Origin of the sequence: Streptococcus infantis (assembly GCF_047460405.1) — a bacterium.
GTDB lineage: Bacteria > Bacillota > Bacilli > Lactobacillales > Streptococcaceae > Streptococcus > Streptococcus infantis_Q.
In genome coordinates this window covers 32,024-55,867 of the sequence record NZ_JASHGH010000013.1, presented here as the reverse complement: position 1 = coordinate 55,867, position 23,844 = coordinate 32,024, and the positions used below count along the sequence as shown (strand labels likewise).

The window sequence follows — 23,844 nt, the reverse complement described above, 5'->3', positions numbered from 1 at the left end:
TTAGGTACCGGGAGCGGTAACTTTTTCCAAGTCGGAAGCTGTCAACCAAAAAGGGGGTAAAAAGTTGATATTTAAAAAAATAGAAGGAGTTTTTAGAAAATGGATTTAGCAGCACAATTAGCAAATATTTTAGCAGAATATTGCGAAGAGGTTAATGAAGAAGTTGATAAAATTGCGGAGCAAGTCGCTAAAGAAACAGTTAAAGAATTAAAGGAAACTAGCCCTAAAAGAACAGGTAAATATTCAAAAGGATGGCGTAAGAAAAGAGTGAGAAATGGAGTTTGGGTCGTATATAGTTTTAAATACGGATCTCTTACTCATTTACTTGAATTTGGACATATTAAACGAAATGGGGGGAGGACTAAGGCGTACCCTCATTTAAGACCTGCAGAACTGAATGCGATTCAAAAATTTACAGAAAGGATTAAGAACATTTCAAAGTAAACTATAATTGAATAGTATTAAGTATACTAATTAAGTGAGCGAACCAACACATCGTTATTTAAGTCCTTAGATTTATTTCTGAGGGCTTTTTATCCTTGCTTCTCATATTGCTATTTGATAAAATAAAAGTGCGAGAGGCTTTCGCCCTATCCTCTATGCTTTTATCTTTTTCTTTTGCGGGATTCGGGTTATATATAAGTTTGAGAGGATATGCTATAATATTAGCAGGTAATAAAAAAAGCACGTTTGACCGTGCTAGTTTCTTGCCTGCTGAACTCGTCAATATTACGCCCATTTTAGGGCTCTTTTTTGTGCACTTTTTTAGGAACTTTCAAGAAAAACTAAGGCGATTTAATGCCTAATTGTTTTTGAAGAAAGTCAGTATTTCCAAGGGCTTAGCCCTAAAAATTTGACTTATAGAGTGTTAAATGATAGTATAGTCAAAGATAGTCAAGGTTTAAAGAGAGGTGGGTTTGTTATGAGACTTAAAAATACATCAGATCATATTGAGGCCTACATCAAGGCAATTTTAGATCAATCTGGTATTGTGGAGTTGCAACGGAGTCAGTTGGCAGATACTTTCCAGGTTGTTCCTAGTCAGATTAACTATGTGATTAAGACTCGTTTTACAGAAAGCAGGGGATACTTGGTTGAAAGTAAGCGTGGTGGTGGTGGCTACATTCGTATAGGACGGATCGAATTCTCCAACCACCATGAAATGCTCCGCGATTTACTGTATTCGGTGGGCGAAGAAGTCAGCCTAGTTATCTTTGAAGATGTTTTAAGACTCTTGTTTGAACAGGATTTAGTGACTCGTCAGGAGATGAATCTATTACTAGCGATGGCGACAGACCGGGTTTTAGGTGAGGATGCCAATCTTATCCGTGCCAATATGCTCCGACAGTTATTACAAGAGGTAGATAGAAAAGGAAAATAGAACTAAATGAAATATTCAAAAGCATTGAAAGAATGTATAGACAGTGCCTTTCTGGTCGCAAGTCATTTTGGAGCAGAATACCTAGAGTCTTGGCACCTATTGATTGCTATGGCCAATCATAGTTATAGTGTAGCTGGGGCAACTTTAAACGAATTTCCATATGAGATTGATCGTCTGGAGGAAGTTGCCGTAGAGCTGACTGAAACAAAGTATAGCGATAAGGAAAATTATCAGGAGTTGCCTTTTTCACACCGTTTGAAGGTATTGTTGTTGGAAGCAGAGCATGTAGCTTCTGTTGTGCATGCCAAGGTTTTAGGAACAGAGCACGTGCTTTATGCTATCTTACATGATGGCAATGCCTTGGCTACTCGTATTCTAGAAAAATCGGGATTTTCTTACGAAGATCAGAAGGATCAGGTCAAGATTGCTGGACTTCGTCGTAGTCTTGAAGCGCGTGCTGGTTGGACTAGAGATGATTTGAAGGCCCTTCGTCAACGCCATCGTACGGTAGCGGACAAGCAAAATTCTATGGCTAATATGATGGGCATGCCTCAGACACCAAGTGGAGGTTTGGAAGATTATACGCATGATCTTACAGAGCAAGCTCGCTCAGGTAAATTGGAACCAGTCATCGGGCGTGACCAAGAAATCTCTCGTATGATTCAAATCTTGAGCCGTAAGACAAAAAATAATCCAGTCCTAGTTGGAGATGCAGGTGTCGGTAAAACAGCTCTAGCACTTGGTCTTGCGCAACGTATTGCCAACGGGGATGTACCTGATGAAATGGCTAAGATGCGAGTTTTAGAGCTTGATTTGATGAATGTGGTTGCGGGAACTCGTTTCCGTGGAGACTTTGAAGAACGTATGAACAATATCATCAAAGATATCGAGGAAGATGGCAAGGTCATCCTCTTTATCGATGAGCTTCATACCATTATGGGTTCAGGAAGTGGGATTGATTCGACCTTGGATGCAGCCAATATCCTGAAACCTGCCTTGGCACGTGGAACTCTGAGAACTGTCGGTGCGACTACTCAGGAAGAGTATCAAAAGCACATCGAAAAAGACGCAGCCCTTTCTCGTCGTTTTGCTAAAGTGATGATTGAGGAGCCAAGTTTAGCAGATAGTATGGCTATTTTGCAGGGCTTGAAAGCAACTTATGAGAAACACCACCATGTCCAAATTACAGACGATGCAGTCGAAACAGCTGTCAAAATGGCACATCGTTATTTGACGAGTCGTCATTTGCCAGACTCAGCAATCGATCTTTTGGATGAAGCGGCAGCAACAGTGCAAAATAAATCGAAACACGCTAAACAAGAAGAGTCAGGTTTAACACCAGCTGATAAGGCCTTGATGGATGGAAAATGGAAGCAAGCAGCTCAGCTCATTGCAAAAGAGCAGGAAGTACCTGTTTATAAAGATGTAGTAGAAGAATCTGATATTTTGACCACCTTGAGTCGCTTATCAGGAATTCCTGTGCAAAAATTAACCCAAACGGATGCCAAGAAGTATCTCAACCTTGAAGCTGAACTGCATAAACGTGTGATTGGACAGGAACAGGCTGTATCTAGTATCAGTCGTGCCATTCGCCGAAATCAATCAGGTATTCGCAATAACAAACGTCCAATTGGTTCCTTTATGTTCTTAGGGCCAACTGGTGTTGGTAAAACTGAATTGGCCAAGGCCTTGGCAGAAGTCCTCTTTGATGACGAATCTGCCCTTATTCGCTTTGATATGAGTGAGTACATGGAGAAATTTGCAGCTAGCCGTCTCAACGGAGCTCCTCCAGGTTATGTAGGTTACGAAGAAGGTGGAGAGTTGACCGAGAAGGTTCGCAATAAACCGTACTCAGTACTTCTCTTTGACGAGGTAGAAAAGGCGCACCCAGACATCTTTAATGTCCTCTTACAGGTTTTGGATGATGGTGTCTTGACGGACAGTAAAGGCCGTAAGGTTGATTTTTCAAATACCATTATCATCATGACGTCAAACCTTGGTGCGACAGCCCTTCGTGACGATAAGACAGTCGGCTTTGGAGCTAAGGACATTCGTTTTGACCAGGAAAATATGGAAAAACGTATGTTTGAAGAGCTGAAAAAGGCTTATCGTCCAGAGTTTATCAACCGTATTGATGAGAAGGTAGTCTTCCATAGCTTGTCAAGTCAAGATATGCAGGAAGTAGTTAAGATTATGGTCAAACCATTGATTGCAAGCCTGGCAGAAAAAGGAATTGACTTGAAACTCCAAGCATCTGCCCTTAAACTTCTAGCTCAGCAAGGCTATGATCCAGAGATGGGGGCTCGTCCACTTCGTAGAACCCTACAAACGGAAGTGGAAGACAAACTTGCAGAGCTTCTCCTTAAAGGTGAATTGGAAGCTGGTAAGACCCTGAAGATTGGTGTTAAAGCTGGTCAATTAAAATTTGAAATTGTTTAAAAATGTAAGGTTGGAACAGATTGTTTCAGCCTCTTTTTTTGGAAAGTTGTTACTCAAATAAGGATTTGGATTTTGCATTTAGTTTAAGGATTTCAAAACAGAATTCTCCTGATCAGGTTTTGCATATCAAGTAAAAAAATCTTATCATGTATCAACGTTTTTATAAAAAATAATAAAAAAGTGTTGACAAACAGAACAAGACATAGTATAATGCAAAATATAAAAAGTTATAAAAAGGTTGAACAGATATGAAAAAGAGTATAGCGGTGGTTTTTGGCACCTTTGCTCCCTTACATCAAGGGCATATTGATTTAATCCAAAGAGCAAAACGTCAATGTGATGCTGTATGGGTGGTAGTTTCAGGTTATAAGGGAGATCGTGGTGAACAGGTGGGGCTTACACTACAAAAGAGGTTTCGCTATATTCGTGAAGCATTTCGAGATGATGAGTTGACCTCTGTTTGTAAACTTGACGAAAGCAATATTCCACGCTATCCAATGGGCTGGCAGGAATGGTTGGATCAGATGTTACAGGCCATTTCCTATGACCAGACTGGTGAGGAACTTATCTTTTTTGTAGGAGAGTTCGAATACCAACAAGAATTGTCAAAACGTGGTTTTGAGACTGTTCTACAGGAAAGAAAATTTGGAATTTCGGCTACCATGATTCGAGAAAATCCAAGTAAATATTGGAAATACATCGCTCAACCTTTCCGCCGTCAGTTTACGAAAAAAGTGTTGATTATGGGAAGTGCTAGTAATGGGAAAACAACTCTAGCCAAGGATTTAGCGCGTTTTTATGATGCGCCAGTCAGTCTGGAGTATGCTCGTGAGTATCAGATAAAAAATAATGTCCGAGATGATGAGCTTACCCCAAAAGATTATTATTACCTTCTTTTGGGCCAATATGACCAAACTTCCAAGTTAATCGATAGCAATGCCAATCGAGGCCTAGTCATTGCAGATACCAACTCATTGGTAACCAAGGGCTACTACGATTACTACATGGAAAGCGAAGAGCAGGAGGACTTATCCGGAGAGACCTTTGATAATCTCTTTGTTTCCATCTTAGCCAAGGAAAAGTGGGATTTAATCCTCTTTGTGCAACCTGTTGGCTCTTATGTCAATGATGGTTTTCGCGACATGACCATGGCAGAAGACCATATCCGTCACAGTTTTTCTCAGCATTTGGATATGATGAGGGAGCAATATCTAACCAATATCCCTCATGTTTATCTAGCTGATGACTATCTAGGAAATTATGAAGCAGCAAAAGTAGCTATCGATGCCATCTACCAAGCAGATTAGGAGAAGAAAATGAAAAAAATAACTGAAAAAATTACACGATTTATTGAAAACTTTAAAAATGTTCACGCAGAAGCTCGTAAAATTGGTTTTGCAGGAGTTATGCGTTTGCTTTGGAAAGACCTCTTTGTGGGCCGTAGTCTTTTCCAGTGGTTCTATTTGATTGCTTTATCAAGTGTTCCTCTTATTCTGGAGTTTACACAAAACACAGAAAGTCATGACTGGATTGGTCTCTTGGCCTCTTGGACAGGGATTGTCTGCGTTATATTGGTAGCTGAAGGTCGGGCTAGCAACTATCTTTTTGGAGCTATTAACTCTGCAATCTATTTGGTCCTAGCTATGAATGCTACTTTCTATGGCGAAGTTTTGACCACAGTTTATTTCTTTGTCATGCAGCCTATTGGTCTCTATGCTTGGTTGTCTAATCGGATCAATGAGCAAGGAAAACCAGAGGAGTCTCACTTTGAAGCTAAGAAACTCGGTCTGATTGATTGGCTCAAGTACTTGGCCTTGACTGCTATCATCTGGATTGGCATGGGATTAGCCTACCAAAGTATCAGCAGTGCTCGTCCTTTCCGTGACAGTGTTACCGATGCGACCAATGGTGTTGGTCAACTCTTGATGACACGTCTTTACCGTGAGCAATGGATTTTCTGGATTGCAACCAATCTCTTTAGTATCTACCTCTGGTGGGGTGAAAACATCCATATCCAAGGGATGTACTGGGTTTATACCATCAATAGTCTAGTCGGTTGGTACCAATGGACTAAGGCTGTCAAGGAGGGATAAGATGACTGAAACGATAATCCCGGCTGGAATGACAGAGAGAGAATATTTTGAGATTCATGCGACTGAGAAGGAATTTTTAGACTGGTACTGCAAACAGGATCTTCCTCAGTATGAAAAACCGAGCGTGACGGTGGATATGGTAGCTTATTGCTTTGTGGAAGGGAAAATCAAACTCTTGCTAATTCGTCGCAAGGCCCATCCTTATCAAAACTGTTTGGCTTTGGTCGGTGGTTTTATGGATAAGAGCGAAGATGCAAGGCATGCTTGTCAGCGTGAAGTGAGAGAGGAGGTTAATCTTGACCTTCCTTTGGAAAAAATCGAACAGTTGATGACAGTGTCTACCCCAGGTCGTGATCCGCGGGGCTGGACGGTTACTATCGCCCACTTGGTGTATCTACCTAGCAGAGCACTCGATCTCGTTCAAGCTGGAGATGATGCCAAGGATGTGGTTTTTGTCGATGTCGATTTTCAGACGGGCAAGTGCTTCCTAGAGGGACTAGAGCTGGGGGAGCAAGCCTTCGCCTTTGACCATTATGCCATTATTCAAGAATCCATCAAACGAATCCAAGGCCGTCTCGATTGGAACCCAACCTTCCTTTATCTGTTGGAGGAGGAATTCACTGTCTATGAAGGAACCGAATTAGTCAATCTCATCAACCCAGGACGACCAATCGTCAGCAATAACTTTCTTGTAAAATACGGAGAATATGTAGAAGAAGTTGGGCTCAAACGAGTTCCTAAAAAGAAACCAAGAAAAACCTATCGATTGAAATAAAAGGTTTGGGAGCAGAAATCGATAGCCCAAGTCTTGATTTCCTAGTTTCAATCCTGAGAAGTTTCAACAAGTCCGATGACTGGTTGAACTTGAGAATAGAGAAAATACAGTTTGTGTCAAAAGTCAATTCAGCCATCGTGTCAAAGACTTATTAGTCATAAAAAAGCGAGGTCGGGAAAAATCCCGACCTCTTTTTGACTACTAAGGATGTTTATCTTTCTTTGAATTGCTCATGATTCGAATGAATAAATCCTTGTATTTATATTTTAAATAGGTTTCGTGTAAATACAATAAAGCCACGTAGACAATCATGAAAATAGCAGTTAGGTAGAACAAATCAAATGTTGTTTGAGCGTAATGAGTAGCTGCCCCATAAGAAACGAAAGCATCTAAAATCACCCAAGGAAGATACTTGTAATATTTACTTAACATAAGCCTACACCTCCAATATCCTATCTCAATTTTATTATAGCCCTTCAAGAAAAAAATGCAAGCGATTACACTTTGAAATATAGCACTTTATCAGGAAGAACTTTTGTGTTTTTTAAAATTCTTTACGAATAAAAGATATAAGAGGGGTAAGAAAATAAATGTACTAAAAAATAATTCTAAAAAATTTTAGATAAATAGTTGACAGATTTAAAAACAAATATTACAATAATGTTACAAAAATATTTCTTAATATTTCAAAAATGTTACAAAGGAGCATAACATGAAAACTAAAACTTCTATCAGATTAATGGCCGTAACTGTACTCGCTTCAACATTACTATTGGGGGCTTGTGGTAATAAGAAAGAAAATACCACAAGTGATAGTTCTAGCAAGACAACACAAGCATCTTCTAGTTCTAAGGCCAGTTCTTCAAGTAAAGAGAACAAAACTCAGAAGTCCTCAAGTTCAACTTCATCAGAAAAAGCTAAGACCTCCTCTTCTGACCAGTCAGAAACTACTGCAAATCAATCCCCAACAACACCAGCACCAGCACAAGAAACAAGACAGAGCCAAGAAGCTTATAACCAACAGGCATCTTCGCAAACTCCCTCAAATCAACAAGGTTCTCAAGCACAGACTAGCCAGTCAACTTATGATCCAACTACTGACCGCAAACTTCAAGATAAGCAAGCAGAACACAACAAACGTTACAAGGGTGTTCTAACCATGGTTGATGGAGATTTCTCTGCTGCAGCTGGCAACTGGAAGGGGGCTAATGGCGAGACTATCACTGTTTCATCAGGTGGTCAATTTACAGTAGAATCTGCTGATGGTAAGAAAGAAAACTACTCGATCCAAGGCTATGCCTATACCCTTGATGATGGTAAATATAATGCCAAAATTGGTGGTGGAAAAGTCATTCAAATTACAACAGGTGCAGATGGTACTGTTTCAAGTGTTACTTTGATTAAGCCATAGACTTCAGTACAGAAATAATTTGTTTAAAAATAGTTCAGTTGATGAGTATTACAGTATTTCGATTTGATAAGACATCATAAATGAACTCCAGAGATGAGATTAACTTAGGAGTATATGTAATTATGTCTACCTGAACTGACCGTTTTTCACTTAGTTTCTCCGAGAGAAGTGGTATAATGAATGCATTAAAGGAAAACGAGTGATGAATCAATGCCAGATAAATTAATTTTACCTCAAAACACACGACTCATGGGAGTGTTCCTGGGTTTTATAGGTGGTTCTTTGGATGTATTCTGTCATATCCAGTACCATAGTTTGGTGGCAACGCAGACAGGGAATATTCTTCTACTGATATCAGATTGGCACGATTCACATGTTATCAATACCATATTGCGATTCTGCTCGATTATATTCTTTTCCCTAGGCTTTCTTTTTGCCTTGCACATGAAAGAATATCGCAAAACAGCCTATTGGCGGGTTAAGATGCTACTTCCCTTATTTATCGGGACCCTTGTTCTTCCCTTCTTTTCCCGCTTTCCTCTATTAGAAGTTCCTTTTATTGCTTTTGGAACTGGAATGATGATGCTAACATTTACGGGTAGTTTGATTGAAGATCATCCCTATGTCATTTTTATGACCTCTGGAAATTACCGAAAAATGTTGACTGCTTTGTATCGCATCGTTAGAGGAGAAGGAGATGTTCAAGAATATCGTCGTCAAGCCTTGAACTATGGCATTGTTGTAGGCAGTTTCGTAGTGGGCGCTATTAGCTTGGCTGTATCTATGCATTTTTTCCATGAATGGTCTATTTGGATTGTCAGCTTCAATCTGTTTTTGATCATGTCCTACTATATTGCTAGAGTGAAGCAGCTCGATTTGCAAGATGAAAATATATAAAAATGGCAAATCTCTCAAATTGAGATTTGCCATTTTTGGTATGATGGCCATGTCGTACATCTGAGGTGAAAGTCCTCCGTGGGCTCCTCGCTACCAGTGAACTTTTGAGTAACTGAATTTGTCCATTCGGGGATGGATAAACTATTTCTCATTGGGAAATATGAGGCGCATAGTCACCAGCGTAGATGAGCGATTGCGAACTCGCCTACAAGTGATTATCTGGAAGTAATGGAAAAAGAAACCTAGTTAACTGTGGGTCCTACTTAAGTTAGGAATTACTAAATGGATAGCAGATAAGGTATCTGGCCGGGGTGACCACTATCAATTAGGGCTCAGAGGTCGGTACTTAAACGTGATATATCAAAACCAGTCCTCGAAAACGTGGACTGGTTTCTTACTTGGTTTACTACCTTGAACGACATGTGTTAAAAGTTAGTTGGACCGCCGTATGCCGAATGGTACGTACCGTGGTGGGAGAGGGGCTAGTCTTAGTCCATGTTCTATATGATAATATGTATTTAAATAGAAATATTTACTTCATTTTTCTAAAATTCAATGTTTACTCAGTATGAGGATTTTGAAAGATCGAGATCTAGATTTAGATACATTTTTTCTGAAGACAAATCATTTTGACCACTGAGCAAGAGATTTTCAAAAAAAGCTGTTAAAAACTCAGGACGTCGCTGTAAAATCTTTGCATTATCTAATACCAAGGCATCACGAAAATACTTGGAATGTTGCTGAAATGGTGTATTATCGATATCAAAACCAAACTCACGAAGATACTGAATCAAAAAGACTGTTACCGTCCGAGTGTTTCCTTCGCGAAATGGATGAATCTGCCAGATTCCTGAAATAAAATGCTGGATTTTTTTAACCATATCCGCCTGGGTTAGTGTCGCATATGCAACTTGTTTTTCCTGATTAAAATCATAATCCAAGGTTATTTGAATCATAGAGTAATCAGAGTATACAACACTTTCACCATTCAAAACAGGTTCATTCTTTGTGATATTGGTCTGACGAAATTGCCCCACCGGAATAGAGGCTTCAAATATATCTTGAAACAACTCCTTATGAATAGCAAGTAAGGTCGCAGGACTGAAGCTAAAGCCTCTTCGAGACAATAGTTCTACAATACGTAGAGAAACCAAGTCTGCCTCCTCTGTACTTGCATCAATGGTATGATGGTAATTTGTTGCATCTTCATAAACCTGCTCGTAAGTCAGTTCACCCCGGGCCTGTTTCTCAGCCAAAGATTCCATATAAGCTGATGGAAATAGATTATCAACCTTCTGTAGACCAAAACCGATCTGCCATAAATCACGCTTAGCTTCATAAGACAAGTTTGGATTGTCAATATTGTAAGTTGATTGCATAGAAAGATCCTTTCAATTGTTTTTCTTTAGTGACTGAATAATATGATTATCAAGATATATCTGAATAAATGGGCTAGTAAGTCTAACGCGCAGACTTATCGAAGTCATTGGCATACACCACTCTGAACTCGTTGGTCTGTTCAAATCCCAACTCAATTCCCCCAACACCTGAGAAGAAGGCTGCAATTTTGTACTTCTCAGGTCGGTTCGAACTTACAGAATTTGTCATGTAGTAACCTGCTTTCTAAATTGTTATTATTTTTCTATCATTTCTTCAATAATAGAAATAAAATTATCTAAAAATACTGATTTTTGTGGTATTAGTATTCCATTTATATCCGAAATATTTTCCGGTATTGACCGTGCAACAGTTAACTTTAACTTAGATTCTATACTTTCACTCCATCCTACACCATTTGTCTGGAAAACTTCTTTCATTCTGTCAGACCATTTCTTATTATTATTTTTAAATTCCTTACATTGTAAGTTACTTATCCCAAATTCTTGTCTGATAGATTCTTCGTAAACATCTATTCTTAAGCAATCTTCAAATTCAGACTCTCTTAAACCTGTTGCCATTACTATTCTAATTTGACTTTCCTTTAAAAGATTTTTTTCTATAGCTTTTTTCTTGGCATCAAGTCCTGCTTTATCATTATCAACAAGCACAACATATTTACACAAATTTTGAGTTAAATTATATAATTCGCTAGGAAGTTTAGAAGCTCCTCCTAGAGGTTTTATTACTAATTGATTACTATCCAATTTACTCTTGATTAAATCGCTCTTTACCGGTAATATTTTTTGAAGAGCAATTTTATCATCCTCGCCTTCAACAACAATAACATACCGTGCATTTGATAAATTATCAGATGGAAGAATTCCCAAAATATTACGAATCTCAGTAATGTTCTTTGCAACCTTAGCTTTACCAGAATCAACAATTATATTTGACATTATATGATTTTGTTGCACAAATAATGGATTATGTGTGGTTATAATCACCTGATTTTTCTCAGAAAGTCCCTGTAAAACTTGAAGTAAAGTGTGTATTGCACCAGAATGTAAATGCGATTCCGGTTCTTCAATAGCAACAATTGAAGCACCTGTTTTTGAATCTCTATCTTTTAAAATTGCTAGAGTTGCTAAACTCTTAATTCCATCGCCTTTATACGAGATACTAGTTTTGACCCCATCATCAATTTGAATATCAACTGACCTACCAAAAGGTCCGTAATATCCTTGTGATTTATTTGCTGTAATTTCAAAACTTTGAAAATTAGGGATGAACTCACTCAGTGATGGACTGACTCTATCTGATAATTCCTTAAAAAGTTTATTTTCAATATCATTTATTTTATCTATAGCATTTGTGTATTCCTGATCAAATGCTAAAACACGTAATTCGGTACGTATTACACGTTGAAGAATATCCAGTGCTTGATCTTCTGTTCTAACAGCGGGGATATAATTAATATTAATTTTTTGAGAAATAAATTCTGTTATTTGAGAAGCTTTAGAATTATAAGTATTACTTCCCCTCTTCGGGACAGACAATTTTGGCCTATTTGTTTTACCAATTTTTAACACAATATCTATTATCTCATTACCATTTAAACGAGTTTTTTTCTTAAATTCTTTCTTTTCTTCTTCATTTAACTCAAACTGTAATCGAAAAATCGAATCAAGACCACGTGTTCTTTTTTGATGCTGAATAGGAAAATCTCGCTCCCAATCATATAAATTACGAGTTGGCTTTAAGTAATTTATTGATGCAATAATAGACATAGATGTGTCTATGGCTCTAAGTAAATTAGATTTACCCTCATTATTTTTTCCAACTAGTACTGTAAAGTCACCCAATGAAACTGTAGCATTAGTTATACTGCGATAATTAGTTACAGAGAATTTTTTTAATAACATAATCTATTTCTTTCTACATATCACTTTTTATTTATTATACCAAATTATGCCAAAAAACACGGCATTTCACCGTGTTTCTGTGTTTATTTCACCAACTTCTTCATCTCATCAATCCGTGATACGGTCGCATCGTACTTAGCTTGGTAGTCGGCTTGTTTGTCGCGTTCTTTTTGGACGACTTCTGGTTTGGCATTGGCTACGAAGCGTTCGTTAGAGAGCTTCTTACCGACCATATCCAGTTCTTTTTGCCATTTAGCCAGTTCCTTGTCGAGACGAGCCAGTTCTTCTTCGACATTGAGGAGGTCTGCGAGAGGCAAGTAGATTTCTGCTCCTGTGATGACGCTTGACATTGCGAGTTCAGGTGCAGGGATGGTTGATGCGATTTCCAAGTGCTCCGGATTTGTGAAGCGTTTGATGTAGTTGACATTGCTGTTAAAGAAGGCTTCCAAGTCGCTATCGCTTGTCTTAACAAGGATGGTGATAGGCTTGCTTGGTGCTACGTTTACTTCCGCACGCGCATTACGAACAGCACGGATCAAGTCTTTGAGGCTTTCCACACCAGTGTGGGCAGCAAGGTCTTCAAAGGCTGGGTTAACAGTTGGGTATTCTGCTGTAACGATAGAGCCTTCTGAGATTTGTCCAAAGATTTCCTCTGTCACGAATGGCATGATTGGGTGGAGGAGACGAAGGATCTTGTCCAGAGTGTAAAGGAGAACAGAACGTGTGATGACTTTCTCTTCTTCGTTATCGCTATAAAGGACTTCCTTAGTCAATTCAACGTACCAGTCCGCAAACTCATCCCAGATGAAGTTGTAGAGGATGTGACCAGCCACACCAAACTCAAACTTATCAAAGTTTGCAGTTGCTTTTCCGATGGTTTCATTGAGGTTGTGGAGAATCCAGCGATCTGTAACGTTTCCGGCTTCTTTGTTGACCACTTTTTCGACATTGGCAGTTGCTTGCTCAAGGGTCAAGCCTTCATTGTTCATGAGGATGTAGCGAGAGATGTTCCAGATCTTGTTAATGAAGTTCCATGAAGCATCCATTTTCTCATAAGAGAAGCGCACGTCTTGTCCTGGTGCAGAACCGTTTGAAAGGAACCAACGAAGGCTATCTGTTCCGTACTTATCAATAACATCCATTGGATCAATCCCGTTACCGAGAGATTTAGACATCTTGCGTCCTTGCTCGTCACGAATAAGACCATGAATCAATGCATTTTTGAATGGCGATTTGCCAGTAAATTCCAAACCTTGGAAAATCATTCGAGATACCCAGAACGGGATAATATCGTAACCAGTAACCAAGGTTGAAGTTGGGAAGTAACGTTTGAAGTCTTCTGAGTCGACATCAGGCCAGCCCATAGTTGAGAATGGCCAAAGGGCAGAACTGAACCAAGTATCCAAGACATCTTCGTCCTGAGTCCATCCGTCACCTTCTGGAGCTTCTTCACCGACGTACATTTCACCCTCAGCATTGTACCAAGCAGGGATTTGGTGACCCCACCAGAGCTGACGAGAGATGACCCAGTCGTGGACATTTTCCATCCATTGTAGGAAGGTATCATTGAAACGAGGTGGGTAGAATTCTACCTTGTCCTCTGTGTCTTGGTTAGCAATAGCATTCTTAGCCAATTGGTCCATCTTGACGAACCATTGAGTAGACAAGCGTGGTTCAACCACAACACCTGTACGCTCTGAGTGACCAACACTGTGAATACGTTTTTCGATTTTAACGAGGGCACCGATTTCTTCCAACTTAGCAACGACTGCCTTACGAGCTTCAAAGCGGTCCATACCTGCAAATTCGAAGGCCAAGTCATTCATAGTTCCGTCATCGTTCATAACGTTGACTTGTGGCAAGTTGTGGCGTTGACCAACCAAGAAGTCGTTTGGATCGTGGGCAGGTGTGATTTTAACAACACCTGTACCAAACTCAGGATCTGCGTGCTCATCTCCAACGATTGGGATTAGTTTATTAGCGATTGGAAGGATAACGTTTTTTCCTATCAAGTCCTTGTAGCGTGGGTCTTCTGGGTTGACCGCAACGGCTACGTCTCCAAACATAGTTTCAGGACGAGTAGTCGCAACTTCAAGGGCGCGTGAGCCATCTTCTAGCATATAGTTCATGTGGTAGAAGGCACCTTCCACGTCCTTGTGAATCACCTCGATATCAGAAAGGGCTGTGCGTGCAGCTGGGTCCCAGTTGATGATAAACTCACCACGGTAGATCCAGCCTTTCTTGTAAAGGTCCACAAAGACCTTGCGAACAGCTTTTGACAAACCTTCGTCAAGAGTGAAACGCTCGCGTGAGTAGTCTACAGAGAGCCCCATCTTGCCCCATTGTTCCTTGATAGTAGTGGCATATTCGTCTTTCCATTCCCAGACCTTGTCGAGGAATTTTTCACGACCGAGGTCATAGCGGCTGATGCCCTCACCACGCAAGCGCTCCTCAACTTTAGCTTGAGTGGCAATCCCAGCGTGGTCCATCCCTGGAAGCCAAAGTGTATCAAAACCTTGCATACGTTTTTGACGGATGATGATATCCTGCAAAGTCGTATCCCAAGCGTGACCAAGGTGAAGTTTACCAGTTACGTTTGGTGGCGGAATGACGATTGAATAAGGCTTAGCCTTTTGATCGCCTGAAGGCTTGAAAACATCCGCATCAAGCCATTTTTGGTAACGACCAGCCTCAACTTCGGCTGGATTGTATTTAGGTGAAAGTTCTTTAGACATGTGTTTGTCCTTTCTCTATTGTTTTCATTTTTTCTTGAATCTGCTTTGCAACTTTTTCTGCGGACAGATTCGTATTATCAATTTTAAGATAGTGGTGAAGACCACTCGGTTGCTTTTGAGAATTAAGTTGATTCGTTTTATCAGTCTCTAAAATTTCTCTTTCAGATATCTCAATATGCCGTTTCAAGGGCTTGTGCTTCAACCGGTTCTCCGTTCGATTTCGACGTAAACGCTCTTCAAGACTTGTTTCCAACTCAACAAACAGAATCTCTTGATGAAAGTTATCCAATAAATCCTGAATTTGCTTTAAATACATCAGCTGGTACTGATTTGAAAAATCAATTACGTCAGTTAAAATTACTGATTGCTGATTTCTTGCACTTGCTCCAAGGAAAGAAAAAGTGATTCCACGAACAAATTCCCACATTTCCTCTGTAAAGTCCTGATAGATTTCTAATGCAAAATCGATGGCTTGATGGTTATAAAAGAGGGTAGCATCTGTCAGTCGAGATAACTCTTGACCAATCGTCATTTTCCCAGAAGCCGGAGCCCCAATAATGAAAAGATGCATCAAATCACCTCCCACTCACTCCTCAGCAAGCCATATATCAGACTGTCACAGCGATTTCCTTGGGCATCTTTGCGGTCTCGGATTCTAGCTTCAAGGGTAAAGCCAAGCTTCTCAGCGACACGTTGACTTTGGATATTGTAGCCAAAGCAAGACAATTCTACCTTATGAAGCCCCAGTTCTTTAAAAGCTAAATCAATCAAGGCACGCGCTGCTTCAGGAACATAACCTCGGCCCCAATAATCTGGGTGCAAGGTATAGCCAATCTCCAAAACATCGTCTTCGTGGCGATGATTGAAATCAACAGATCCGATGATTGTATCAGTCCCTTTGACCACAATTCCATAGCCTGCTGGGAGATTGTCCTTTTGATTACGCTCGGGAAGGATATGTTCTAGGTAATAAATCTCATCTTCCAAGGTCTTGACAGGTGGAAAACCTGCTGGGTAAGAGACTTCTGGACGACTGGCATAGTCAAAGATATCCTCTGCATCCGCCACTGTTCGGACTCGCAGGACCAGTCGCTCTGTTTCGATTCGTTCTGGCAGTTCAGCTCTTGTCATTCTTCTTCCTCGCTTTCTTGATGAAGATTCCCATGGGATCGACTCGGTCATCTAGATAACGGTAAACGCGCTGATGGCCGTCCCCCATAAAGTAAGTCGGCGCAAAACGGTCATTTTTAAAATGGCCCTTGTCATCTAAGAGCTCTGGATCAGCCAGTCGCTCGAGAATCTTGGCAAAGATATGGCAGATGCCATCTTCCTCGATAATTCGATCTACCTGGCAATCCAAAACGACTGGACAAGCCTCTAAAATCGGTGCCTGAGTTCGTTCAGAAATCTCATAGTCAAGCCCCAGGTGTTTCAATTTCTCCCGATGACTGATAAAGCCAGCCTGCTCCATCTCAAGCATGAGGTTTTCGTCAGGGATGTTCACAGTGAACTTCTGGTAATGCTTAATCTGGTCTGCCGCATTTTCCTCAGCACCAACCCCGATGACTAGCCAATCGCCTAGACTATAGGAGGAACTGCAGGTCGTGATATTGTGCTCAAAGTTCTGGTCCTGATACCCCAAAATGAAGATTGGAAAACCAAAGTAGAGCTTACTTGTTTTAAAAGATTGTTTCATGACAACCTCCTTTTACTAGGTCGCAACAAAAAAATCGCCCCTGTCATTAATCTGACAGGGACGAATGTGTTAATCCGCGGTACCACCCAATTTCGGGCAGATGCCCGCATCTCTCGTCTTTTAAACAAAAAGACATTTATATTTCATTTTTTAATTTCATCCATTAGCAACCAGTTTTGACACATTTGTGGACTTCTCAGCACCGCCACTTTCTGTAAAATGTGGGACTCAAAACACCTCTAATGGCTATATTTTAACAAGTTTTTGACGGAAAAGCAAGGAACAAGAAAGATTACTTGAACTTAATGCCGTTTTCTTTTAATTTCTTGATAGTTGCTGGACCGATTCCTTTCAAGGCAAGGAGTTCTTTTTCTGTCCAGTTTTTGAAGTCAGCAGCAGACTTAATACCTTCATCGTAGAAAGTCTTAGCGCGGTCAACTGAAAGTCCACCTAGGTTTGCAGCGAAATCTTCCACAGAAGTAGCAACTTTTTGAGCTTGCTCTTTGGTTGCTTCTACAGTTTTTTCAACCTTTTTAGAGACAACTTTACCTGCATCGCTTGCTGCTTTTTCAGCATGTTTCACAACTTTTTTTGTTTCTTCGACAACCTTGTTTACAGTGTTTGAAAATGCACCTGAGCGACGTAGGCTGTTTCTCAATTGTTTTTTACGTTGGAGTGTCTTTGACATGATAAAATCCTTTCAATAAAAAATCCCTGTGGCTGAACAAGGATCGAATCTCTATGGTTTTATTGTATCAACTTTCTTTAGGAATTGCAAGGCTTGATATACTGGAAATATAGGAGATATATGGGAAATTTCGCCGTAGAATGATAGGCAATAATAGAAGAAAAGTGAAAAATATGGTATAATGAAACGATAGATTTTTGAATAGGAATACAATCATGTTTGGATTTTTAAAAAAAGATAAAGCAACAGAAGCCCCCACAATGGTGCCCGACCACATCGGTGTTATTATGGATGGGAATGGCCGTTGGGCTAAAAAACGGATGCAGCCACGTGTCTTTGGGCATAAGGCTGGGATGGATGCATTGAGAAAGGTAGCGATTGCTGCTAGTGATATGGGTGTCAAAGCCTTGACGGTCTATGCCTTCTCAACTGAAAATTGGACACGTCCAGACCAGGAAGTCAAGTTTATCATGAACTTACCTGTTGAATTTTATGATAAGTTTGTTCCCGAATTGCATCAGAAGAACATGAAGATTCAAATGATTGGGGAGACTGATCGTTTGCCGAAGCAGACTTTTGATGCTCTTAAAAAGGCAGAAGAGCTGACTAAGTTAAATACAGGATTGATTCTCAATTTTGCCCTTAATTATGGTGGACGAGCTGAAATTACACAAGCGGTCAAGTTGATTGCACAGGATGTTTTAGATGCTAAGATCAATCCTGGTGATATCACAGAGGAATTGATTGGGGAATACCTCTTTACGGGACATTTGCCAAAAGTCTTGCGTGATCCTGACTTGATTATTCGGACCAGTGGTGAACTTCGTTTGAGTAATTTCTTGCCATGGCAGGCTGCTTATAGCGAGCTCTATTTCACGGATGTCTTGTGGCCTGATTTTGATGAGGAAGCCTTGAAAGAAGCTATCATCGAGTACAATCGTCGCAACCGTCGCTTTGGAGGAGTTTAGGAGATATTATGATACAGGATTTACAAAAGAGAACCCTTTTTGCTATCTTGGCCTTGGCTATCTTTATCCCAATCTTGGCGATTGGTGGCTTATGGCTCCAGATTGCCATGGGGATTGTGGCTATGTTGGGAGTCCATGAGTTGCTTCGTATGAAGGGGTTAAATACCATGACTCCTGAAGGGCTCTTGACTTTACTAGCAACCTTTTTTCTGACTATTCCTTTGGAAAACTACCTGAAGTTTTTGCCTGTGGATGGGAACGTTGTTGCTTATAGTGTCGTGATCCTGATTTTACTAGGGGCAACAGTCTTCAGCAAGAACTATACTATTGAGGATGCTGTTTTTCCGATTGCCATGAGTTTTTATGTTGGCTTTGGCTTTAATGCTTTGGTCGATGCTCGTATTGCAGGTTTGGATAAGGCGCTTTTGGGACTGTGTATGGTCTGGGCAACCGATAGTGGAGCCTATCTAGTAGGAATGAAGTTTGGTAAGAGAAAACTAGCTCCGAGAGTTTCCCCTAACAAGACCATAGAGGGTGCTATGGGAGGTATCTTGGCTGCTATGCTAGTGACTTTGATTTTTATGCTAGTTGATAGTACCGTTGCTTTACCTTATGGGATTTACAAAATGATGGTCTTTGCTATTTTCTTTAGTATAGCTGGTCAGTTGGGTGATTTGATTGAAAGTGCAATGAAACGTCACTTTGGTGTCAAAGACTCAGGTAAGTTTATCCCAGGTCATGGTGGGGTATTGGATCGTTTTGATTGCATGCTGGCTGTCTTCCCTATTATGCACCTCTTTGGCTTATTTTAAGGAAAGGTAAATAGAAATTAAATGATAGGATTACTAACATTTATCCTGGTCTTTGGGATTATCGTAGTGGTTCACGAATTCGGACATTTTTACTTTGCTAAGAAATCTGGGATTTTAGTTCGTGAATTTGCCATCGGTATGGGCCCCAAAATCTTTGCCCACATCGGAAAAGATGGAACTGCTTATACCATTCGTCTCCTGCCACTTGGTGGTTACGTTCGGATGGCAGGTTGGGGTGAAGATACGACAGAAATTAAGACTGGAACTCCTGCAAGCCTAACATTGGCAGCGGATGGTAAGGTCAAACGCATCAATCTCTCTGGTAAAAAGGTTGACCAGACAGCTCTGCCTATGCAAGTCACTCAGTTTGATTTTGAGGATAAACTCTTTATTAGAGGCTTGGTCTTAGAAGAGGAAAAGACTTTCTCAGTAGACCATGATGCGACCATTGTGGAAGCTGATGGAACGGAAGTTCGTATTGCTCCCCTAGACGTCCAATATCAGAATGCGACTGTCTGGGGCAAATTGATTACCAATTTCGCTGGTCCTATGAATAATTTTATCCTAGGAGTCGTCGTTTTCTGGATCTTGATTTTCATGCAAGGTGGCGTCCGTGATACGCAAACGAACAATTTCAGCATTATTCCAGATAGCGCTTTGGCTAAGGTTGGTGTTGAAAATACTGCCCAAATTACTAAAGTCGGCAGTTATGAGATTTCAAACTGGTCAGATTTGATTCAGGCGGTCGATGCAGAGACCAAGGACAAAACAGCGCCTGTTTTGGATGTGACGGTTTCTGAAAATGGAACTGAAAAACAAGTCAGTGTGACACCTGAAGAAAGCCAAGGTCGTTATATACTGGGTGTTCAGCCAAGGCTCAAATCAGATATCTGGTCTATGTTTATGGGCGGATTTACAACTGCGGCTGATTCAGCTTTACGTATCCTGAATGCTTTGAAAAGCTTGATCTTCCAACCTGATTTGAATAAATTAGGTGGTCCCGTTGCTATCTTTAAGGCAAGCAGTGATGCCGCTAAAAATGGTCTTGAGAATGTCTTGTTCTTCTTGGCTATGATTTCCATCAATATCGGTATCTTCAACTTGATTCCGATCCCTGCGCTCGACGGTGGAAAAATCGTGCTTAATATCCTAGAAGCTATCCGTCGCAAACCACTAAAACAAGAAATTGAAACCTATGTCACTCTGGTCGGAGTTGTCATTATGGTCGTTTTGATGATCGCCGTAACTTGGAATGACATCATGCGAACCTTCTTTTAAGAATTAGAGGAGTCATTATGAAACAAAGTAAAATGCTTATTCCAACGCTTCGCGAAATGCCAAGCGATGCTCAAGTTATCAGCCACGCCCTTATGTTGCGTGCTGGTTATGTTCGCCAAGTATCAGCAGGAGTTTACTCTTACCTACCGCTTGCTAACCGTGTTATCGAAAAAGCTAAGAAGATCATGCGTCAAGAGTTTGACAAGATGGGTGCTGTTGAGATGTTGGCTCCAGCCCTTCTTAGTGCAGATCTTTGGCGTGAATCTGGCCGTTATGAAACCTACGGGGAAGACTTGTACAAATTGAAAAACCGTGAGAAGTCAGACTTCATCTTGGGGCCAACTCATGAAGAAACTTTTACAGCTATTGTCCGTGATTCTGTCAAGTCTTACAAGCAATTGCCTTTGAACTTGTACCAAATCCAACCTAAGTACCGTGATGAAAAACGTCCACGTAATGGACTTCTTCGTACCCGTGAGTTCATCATGAAAGATGGTTATAGCTTCCACGCTAACTATGATAGTTTGGATGTTACTTATGATGAGTACAAGGCAGCCTATGAGCGTATCTTCACTCGTAGTGGTTTGGACTTTAAAGCCATCATCGGTGACGGTGGAGCCATGGGCGGTAAGGATAGTCAAGAGTTTATGGCCATCACACCTGCTCGTACAGACCTTGATCGTTGGGTAGTGTTAGATAAATCTGTCGCGTCGTTTGATGAAATCCCTGATCAAGTGCAAGAAGAAATCAAGGCAGAATTGCTCAAATGGATGGTTTCTGGTGAGGACACCATTGCCTACTCAAGTGAATCAAGCTATGCAGCCAACTTGGAAATGGCAACCAACGAGTACAAACCGAGCAACCGTGTTGTAACTGAAGATGAAGTGGCTCGCGTGGAAACACCAGGTGTCAAATCAATTGATGAAGTGGCTGCCTTCTTGAATATCTCTGAAGAGCAAACAATCAAGACCTTGGTTTATATCGCAGACGAAGAGCCAGTTGTGGCTCTACTTGTCGGCAATGACCAACTCAATGAAGTTAAGTTTAAAAACTACCTTGGAGCAGATTTCTTAGAACCTGCAACTGAGGCAGAAGTGAAAGAATTGTTGGGAGCGGACTTTGGTTCACTTGGCCCAGTCGATCTGCCAGAAAATGTCAAGATTATCGCAGACCGCAAGGTACAAGATAGCCGCAATGCTGTTGTTGGTGCCAACGAAGATGGCTACCACTTGACTGGTGTAAACCCAGATCGTGACTTCACTGCCGAGTATGTCGATATCCGTGAAGTTCGTGAGGGTGAAATCTCTCCAGATGGAAAAGGTGTTCTCAACTTTGCGCGTGGTATCGAGATTGGTCACATTTTCAAACTTGGGACTCGTTACTCAGCAAGCATGGGAGCAGATGTTTTGGATGAAAATGGTCGTGCTGTGCCAATCATCATGGGATGCTATGGTATCGGTGTTAGTCGTCTCCTTTCAGCAGTTATGGAGCAACACGCTCGCCTCTTTGTCAATAAAACTCCAAAAGGTGAATACCGTTACGCTTGGGGAATCAACTTCCCTAAAGAATTGGCGCCATTTGATGTGCACTTGATTCCAGTTAATGTCAAGGACGAAGACTCTCTTGCATTGACAGATCGTATTGAAGAAGCTTTGGTAAATAAAGGCTACGAAGTCTTGACGGATGACCGTAACGAACGTGTCGGTGTTAAATTCAGTGACAGCGACTTGATTGGCCTTCCAATCCGTATCACTGTTGGGAAGAAAGCAGCTGATGGTATCGTAGAAGTCAAGATCAAGGCGACAGGGGATACAATCGAAGTTCACGCAGATAGCTTGCTTGAAACTCTTGAAATCCTAACAAACAAATAAAATCTATAATCAGAAGAAAAACAAGACAAAAATGTAACTAGTTTTTGCCTTGTTTTTTCTTTATAATGAGATAAAATAAACATCAAAAGAGTAAATAAAGAGGTAGAGCTATGCTAAAATTTCCAAAGGATTTTGTCTGGGGTTCCTCAACATCTGGACCACAGACAGAAGGACGAGTGCCTGGTGACGGCAAGGGAGATAATCTCTGGGATTATTGGTTTCAAGTAGAGCCAAATCGCTATTACAATGGGATTGGACCAGATAAGACATCGACCTTCTATGAAAACTGGGAAAAAGATATCGAACTATTGTTAGAAACTGGCCACACAGCCTTTCGAACTTCTATCCAGTGGTCACGTATTTTCCCACAGGGGCGTGGGGAAGTCAATCCTCAGGGTGTGGCTTTCTATCGCCAGGTCTTTGAAGCCATCAGGGCTAAGGGCATTCGTCTTTTAGTCAATCTTTATCACTTTGACTTGCCTTTTGCCCTTCAAGAGGATGGCGATGGTTGGGAAAATAAGGCAACTATTAAGGCTTATGAAGACTATGCTCGCTTCTGTTTTGAGACTTATGGCGACCTTGTGGACCAATGGATTACCTTCAATGAACCTATCGTTCCTGTAGAGTTCGGCTATTTCTATGATGCCCATTATCCTCATAAGGTAGATGCCAAAGCAGCAGTAAAGGTTGCCTATCATACCCAACTAGCCAGCACTCTTGCAGTTAAGGCTTGTCACGAAATTTTACCGGGTTCTAAGATTGGAATTGTCCTCAACTTGACACCAGCCTATCCACGTAGCCAGCATCCTGCCGATGTAAAAGCAGCTCGCATTGCCGATCTCTTTCAGGCACAATCTTTCCTAGATCCGTCTGTTTTAGGATCATATCCAGAAGAGTTAGTGGAAATTTTGGCTGAGCATGACTTGTTACCAGAGTACACGGCCGAAGAGTTGGAAGTCATTCGTGAGCACACAGTAGATTTCCTTGGAGTCAACTACTACCAACCCTTGCGTGTCATGGCGCCACGTTTTGCTAAGCATCCTGACAGCCCACTCTTGCCAGAACATTTCTATGAGCCTTACGTCATGCCAGGTCGTAAGATCAATCCGCACCGTGGTTGGGAAATCTACGAGCAAGGAATTTATGACATTGCCCAAAACATCAAGGAAAACTATGACAATATCGAGTGGATGTTGACTGAAAACGGTATGGGTGTTGAAGGTGAAGATAAATTCCGTGAGAATGGTATGATTCAGGATGATTACCGTATTGACTTTGTCAAAGGTCACCTTCGTGAGCTTCATCGTGCCATTGAAGATGGTGCCAACTGTAAAGGCTACTTGATCTGGACCTTTATCGATTGCTGGTCATGGCTCAATAGCTATAAAAACCGCTATGGTTTGGTCGAGCTTGACTTAGAAACACAAGAACGCCGTTTGAAAAAATCAGGCCACTGGTTCAAAGAACTCAGTGACAATAATGGGTTTTAAGAACTTTG

General features: G+C 40.9%; 21 protein-coding genes and 2 pseudogenes. 14 read left to right on the top strand and 9 right to left on the bottom strand.

Annotated elements, in window-relative coordinates:
* Positions 1–99: 99 nt before the first annotated feature.
* From QM928_RS06930 to QM928_RS06905, 6 genes are all read left to right on the top strand, one after another.
* Positions 100–444 (top strand): HK97 gp10 family phage protein, encoded by a 345-nt coding sequence (locus QM928_RS06930; protein WP_004261968.1) that lies wholly within the window; start codon positions 100–102, stop codon positions 442–444.
* A 478-nt stretch (positions 445–922) separates the two neighbouring features.
* Positions 923–1,381, top strand: coding sequence for a CtsR family transcriptional regulator (locus QM928_RS06925; RefSeq protein WP_001237459.1), 459 nt, complete (start codon positions 923–925; stop codon positions 1,379–1,381).
* A 6-nt stretch (positions 1,382–1,387) separates the two neighbouring features.
* Positions 1,388–3,820 (top strand): ATP-dependent Clp protease ATP-binding subunit, encoded by a 2,433-nt coding sequence (locus tag QM928_RS06920; protein WP_414294858.1) that lies wholly within the window; start codon positions 1,388–1,390, stop codon positions 3,818–3,820.
* Between the two features lie 248 nt (positions 3,821–4,068).
* The gene (locus tag QM928_RS06915; protein WP_414294857.1) at positions 4,069–5,127 is read left to right on the top strand and encodes an AAA family ATPase; all 1,059 of its coding nucleotides are present in this window, start codon (positions 4,069–4,071) and stop codon (positions 5,125–5,127) included.
* A gap of 9 nt (positions 5,128–5,136) precedes the next feature.
* Positions 5,137–5,913: a nicotinamide riboside transporter PnuC gene (gene pnuC, locus QM928_RS06910; protein WP_414294856.1), complete on the top strand. Its 777-nt coding sequence runs from the start codon at positions 5,137–5,139 to the stop codon at positions 5,911–5,913.
* Position 5,914: 1 nt separating this feature from the next.
* Positions 5,915–6,688: an NUDIX domain-containing protein gene (locus QM928_RS06905; protein WP_049503793.1), complete on the top strand. Its 774-nt coding sequence runs from the start codon at positions 5,915–5,917 to the stop codon at positions 6,686–6,688.
* Positions 6,689–6,889: 201 nt separating this feature from the next.
* On the opposite strand, the gene QM928_RS06900 is transcribed toward QM928_RS06905, so the two are convergent.
* The gene (locus QM928_RS06900; protein ID WP_049549587.1) at positions 6,890–7,120 is read right to left on the bottom strand and encodes a hypothetical protein; all 231 of its coding nucleotides are present in this window, start codon (positions 7,118–7,120) and stop codon (positions 6,890–6,892) included.
* Between the two features lie 280 nt (positions 7,121–7,400).
* On the opposite strand from QM928_RS06900, the gene QM928_RS06895 reads away from it, so the two are divergent.
* The 3 genes and pseudogenes from QM928_RS06895 to QM928_RS06885 all read left to right on the top strand — a co-directional run.
* Positions 7,401–8,099 carry a hypothetical protein gene (locus QM928_RS06895; protein WP_248034959.1) on the top strand — a complete coding sequence of 233 codons (699 nt, stop codon included), beginning with the start codon at positions 7,401–7,403 and terminating at the stop codon, positions 8,097–8,099.
* 210 nt (positions 8,100–8,309) lie between these two features.
* The gene (locus QM928_RS06890; protein WP_414285177.1) at positions 8,310–8,996 is read left to right on the top strand and encodes a YoaK family protein; all 687 of its coding nucleotides are present in this window, start codon (positions 8,310–8,312) and stop codon (positions 8,994–8,996) included.
* A gap of 112 nt (positions 8,997–9,108) precedes the next feature.
* Positions 9,109–9,433: pseudogene (locus QM928_RS06885) on the top strand (group II intron maturase-specific domain-containing protein); the annotation flags it as partial.
* A 126-nt stretch (positions 9,434–9,559) separates the two neighbouring features.
* Here QM928_RS06885 and QM928_RS06880 read toward each other — a convergent pair.
* The 8 genes and pseudogenes from QM928_RS06880 to QM928_RS06845 form a co-directional block, all read right to left on the bottom strand.
* The gene (locus tag QM928_RS06880) at positions 9,560–10,375 is read right to left on the bottom strand and encodes a Fic family protein (RefSeq protein WP_414285178.1); all 816 of its coding nucleotides are present in this window, start codon (positions 10,373–10,375) and stop codon (positions 9,560–9,562) included.
* 85 nt (positions 10,376–10,460) lie between these two features.
* Positions 10,461–10,604: pseudogene (locus QM928_RS06875) on the bottom strand (DNA cytosine methyltransferase); the annotation flags it as partial.
* Between the two features lie 26 nt (positions 10,605–10,630).
* Positions 10,631–12,298 carry an ATP-dependent nuclease gene (locus QM928_RS06870; protein WP_414294855.1) on the bottom strand — a complete coding sequence of 556 codons (1,668 nt, stop codon included), beginning with the start codon at positions 12,296–12,298 and terminating at the stop codon, positions 10,631–10,633.
* An 83-nt stretch (positions 12,299–12,381) separates the two neighbouring features.
* Positions 12,382–15,033 (bottom strand): valine--tRNA ligase, encoded by a 2,652-nt coding sequence (locus QM928_RS06865; protein WP_414294854.1) that lies wholly within the window; start codon positions 15,031–15,033, stop codon positions 12,382–12,384.
* Entirely contained in the window at positions 15,026–15,604 is a 579-nt protein-coding gene (locus QM928_RS06860) for an AAA family ATPase (RefSeq protein WP_414294853.1), read from the bottom strand. The genes QM928_RS06865 and QM928_RS06860 overlap by 8 nt, the downstream gene beginning before the upstream one ends.
* Complete coding sequence (locus QM928_RS06855; RefSeq protein ID WP_414294852.1) at positions 15,604–16,164, bottom strand: GNAT family N-acetyltransferase; 561 nt, start codon at positions 16,162–16,164, stop codon at positions 15,604–15,606. The genes QM928_RS06860 and QM928_RS06855 overlap by 1 nt, the downstream gene beginning before the upstream one ends.
* Positions 16,151–16,729 (bottom strand): flavin reductase family protein, encoded by a 579-nt coding sequence (locus QM928_RS06850; protein WP_248034971.1) that lies wholly within the window; start codon positions 16,727–16,729, stop codon positions 16,151–16,153. The genes QM928_RS06855 and QM928_RS06850 overlap by 14 nt, the downstream gene beginning before the upstream one ends.
* Before the next feature lie 292 nt (positions 16,730–17,021).
* Entirely contained in the window at positions 17,022–17,417 is a 396-nt protein-coding gene (locus QM928_RS06845; RefSeq protein ID WP_223140451.1) for a helix-hairpin-helix domain-containing protein, read from the bottom strand.
* A gap of 215 nt (positions 17,418–17,632) precedes the next feature.
* Between QM928_RS06845 and QM928_RS06840 the strand changes: the two genes are divergently transcribed.
* The 5 genes from QM928_RS06840 to QM928_RS06820 all read left to right on the top strand — a co-directional run bounded on the left by QM928_RS06840 (position 17,633) and on the right by QM928_RS06820 (position 23,836).
* Positions 17,633–18,385 carry an isoprenyl transferase gene (locus QM928_RS06840; protein WP_049509838.1) on the top strand — a complete coding sequence of 251 codons (753 nt, stop codon included), beginning with the start codon at positions 17,633–17,635 and terminating at the stop codon, positions 18,383–18,385.
* An 8-nt stretch (positions 18,386–18,393) separates the two neighbouring features.
* Positions 18,394–19,197 (top strand): phosphatidate cytidylyltransferase, encoded by an 804-nt coding sequence (locus QM928_RS06835; protein ID WP_000613843.1) that lies wholly within the window; start codon positions 18,394–18,396, stop codon positions 19,195–19,197.
* A 21-nt stretch (positions 19,198–19,218) separates the two neighbouring features.
* Positions 19,219–20,475 (top strand): RIP metalloprotease RseP, encoded by a 1,257-nt coding sequence (gene rseP / locus QM928_RS06830; protein WP_075227063.1) that lies wholly within the window; start codon positions 19,219–19,221, stop codon positions 20,473–20,475.
* A 17-nt stretch (positions 20,476–20,492) separates the two neighbouring features.
* Positions 20,493–22,346, top strand: a complete 1,854-nt coding sequence (locus tag QM928_RS06825; protein ID WP_414294851.1) for a proline--tRNA ligase — start codon at positions 20,493–20,495, stop codon at positions 22,344–22,346.
* A 110-nt stretch (positions 22,347–22,456) separates the two neighbouring features.
* Entirely contained in the window at positions 22,457–23,836 is a 1,380-nt protein-coding gene (locus QM928_RS06820) for a glycoside hydrolase family 1 protein (RefSeq protein WP_414294850.1), read from the top strand.
* The last annotated feature ends 8 nt before the right edge of the window (positions 23,837–23,844 follow it).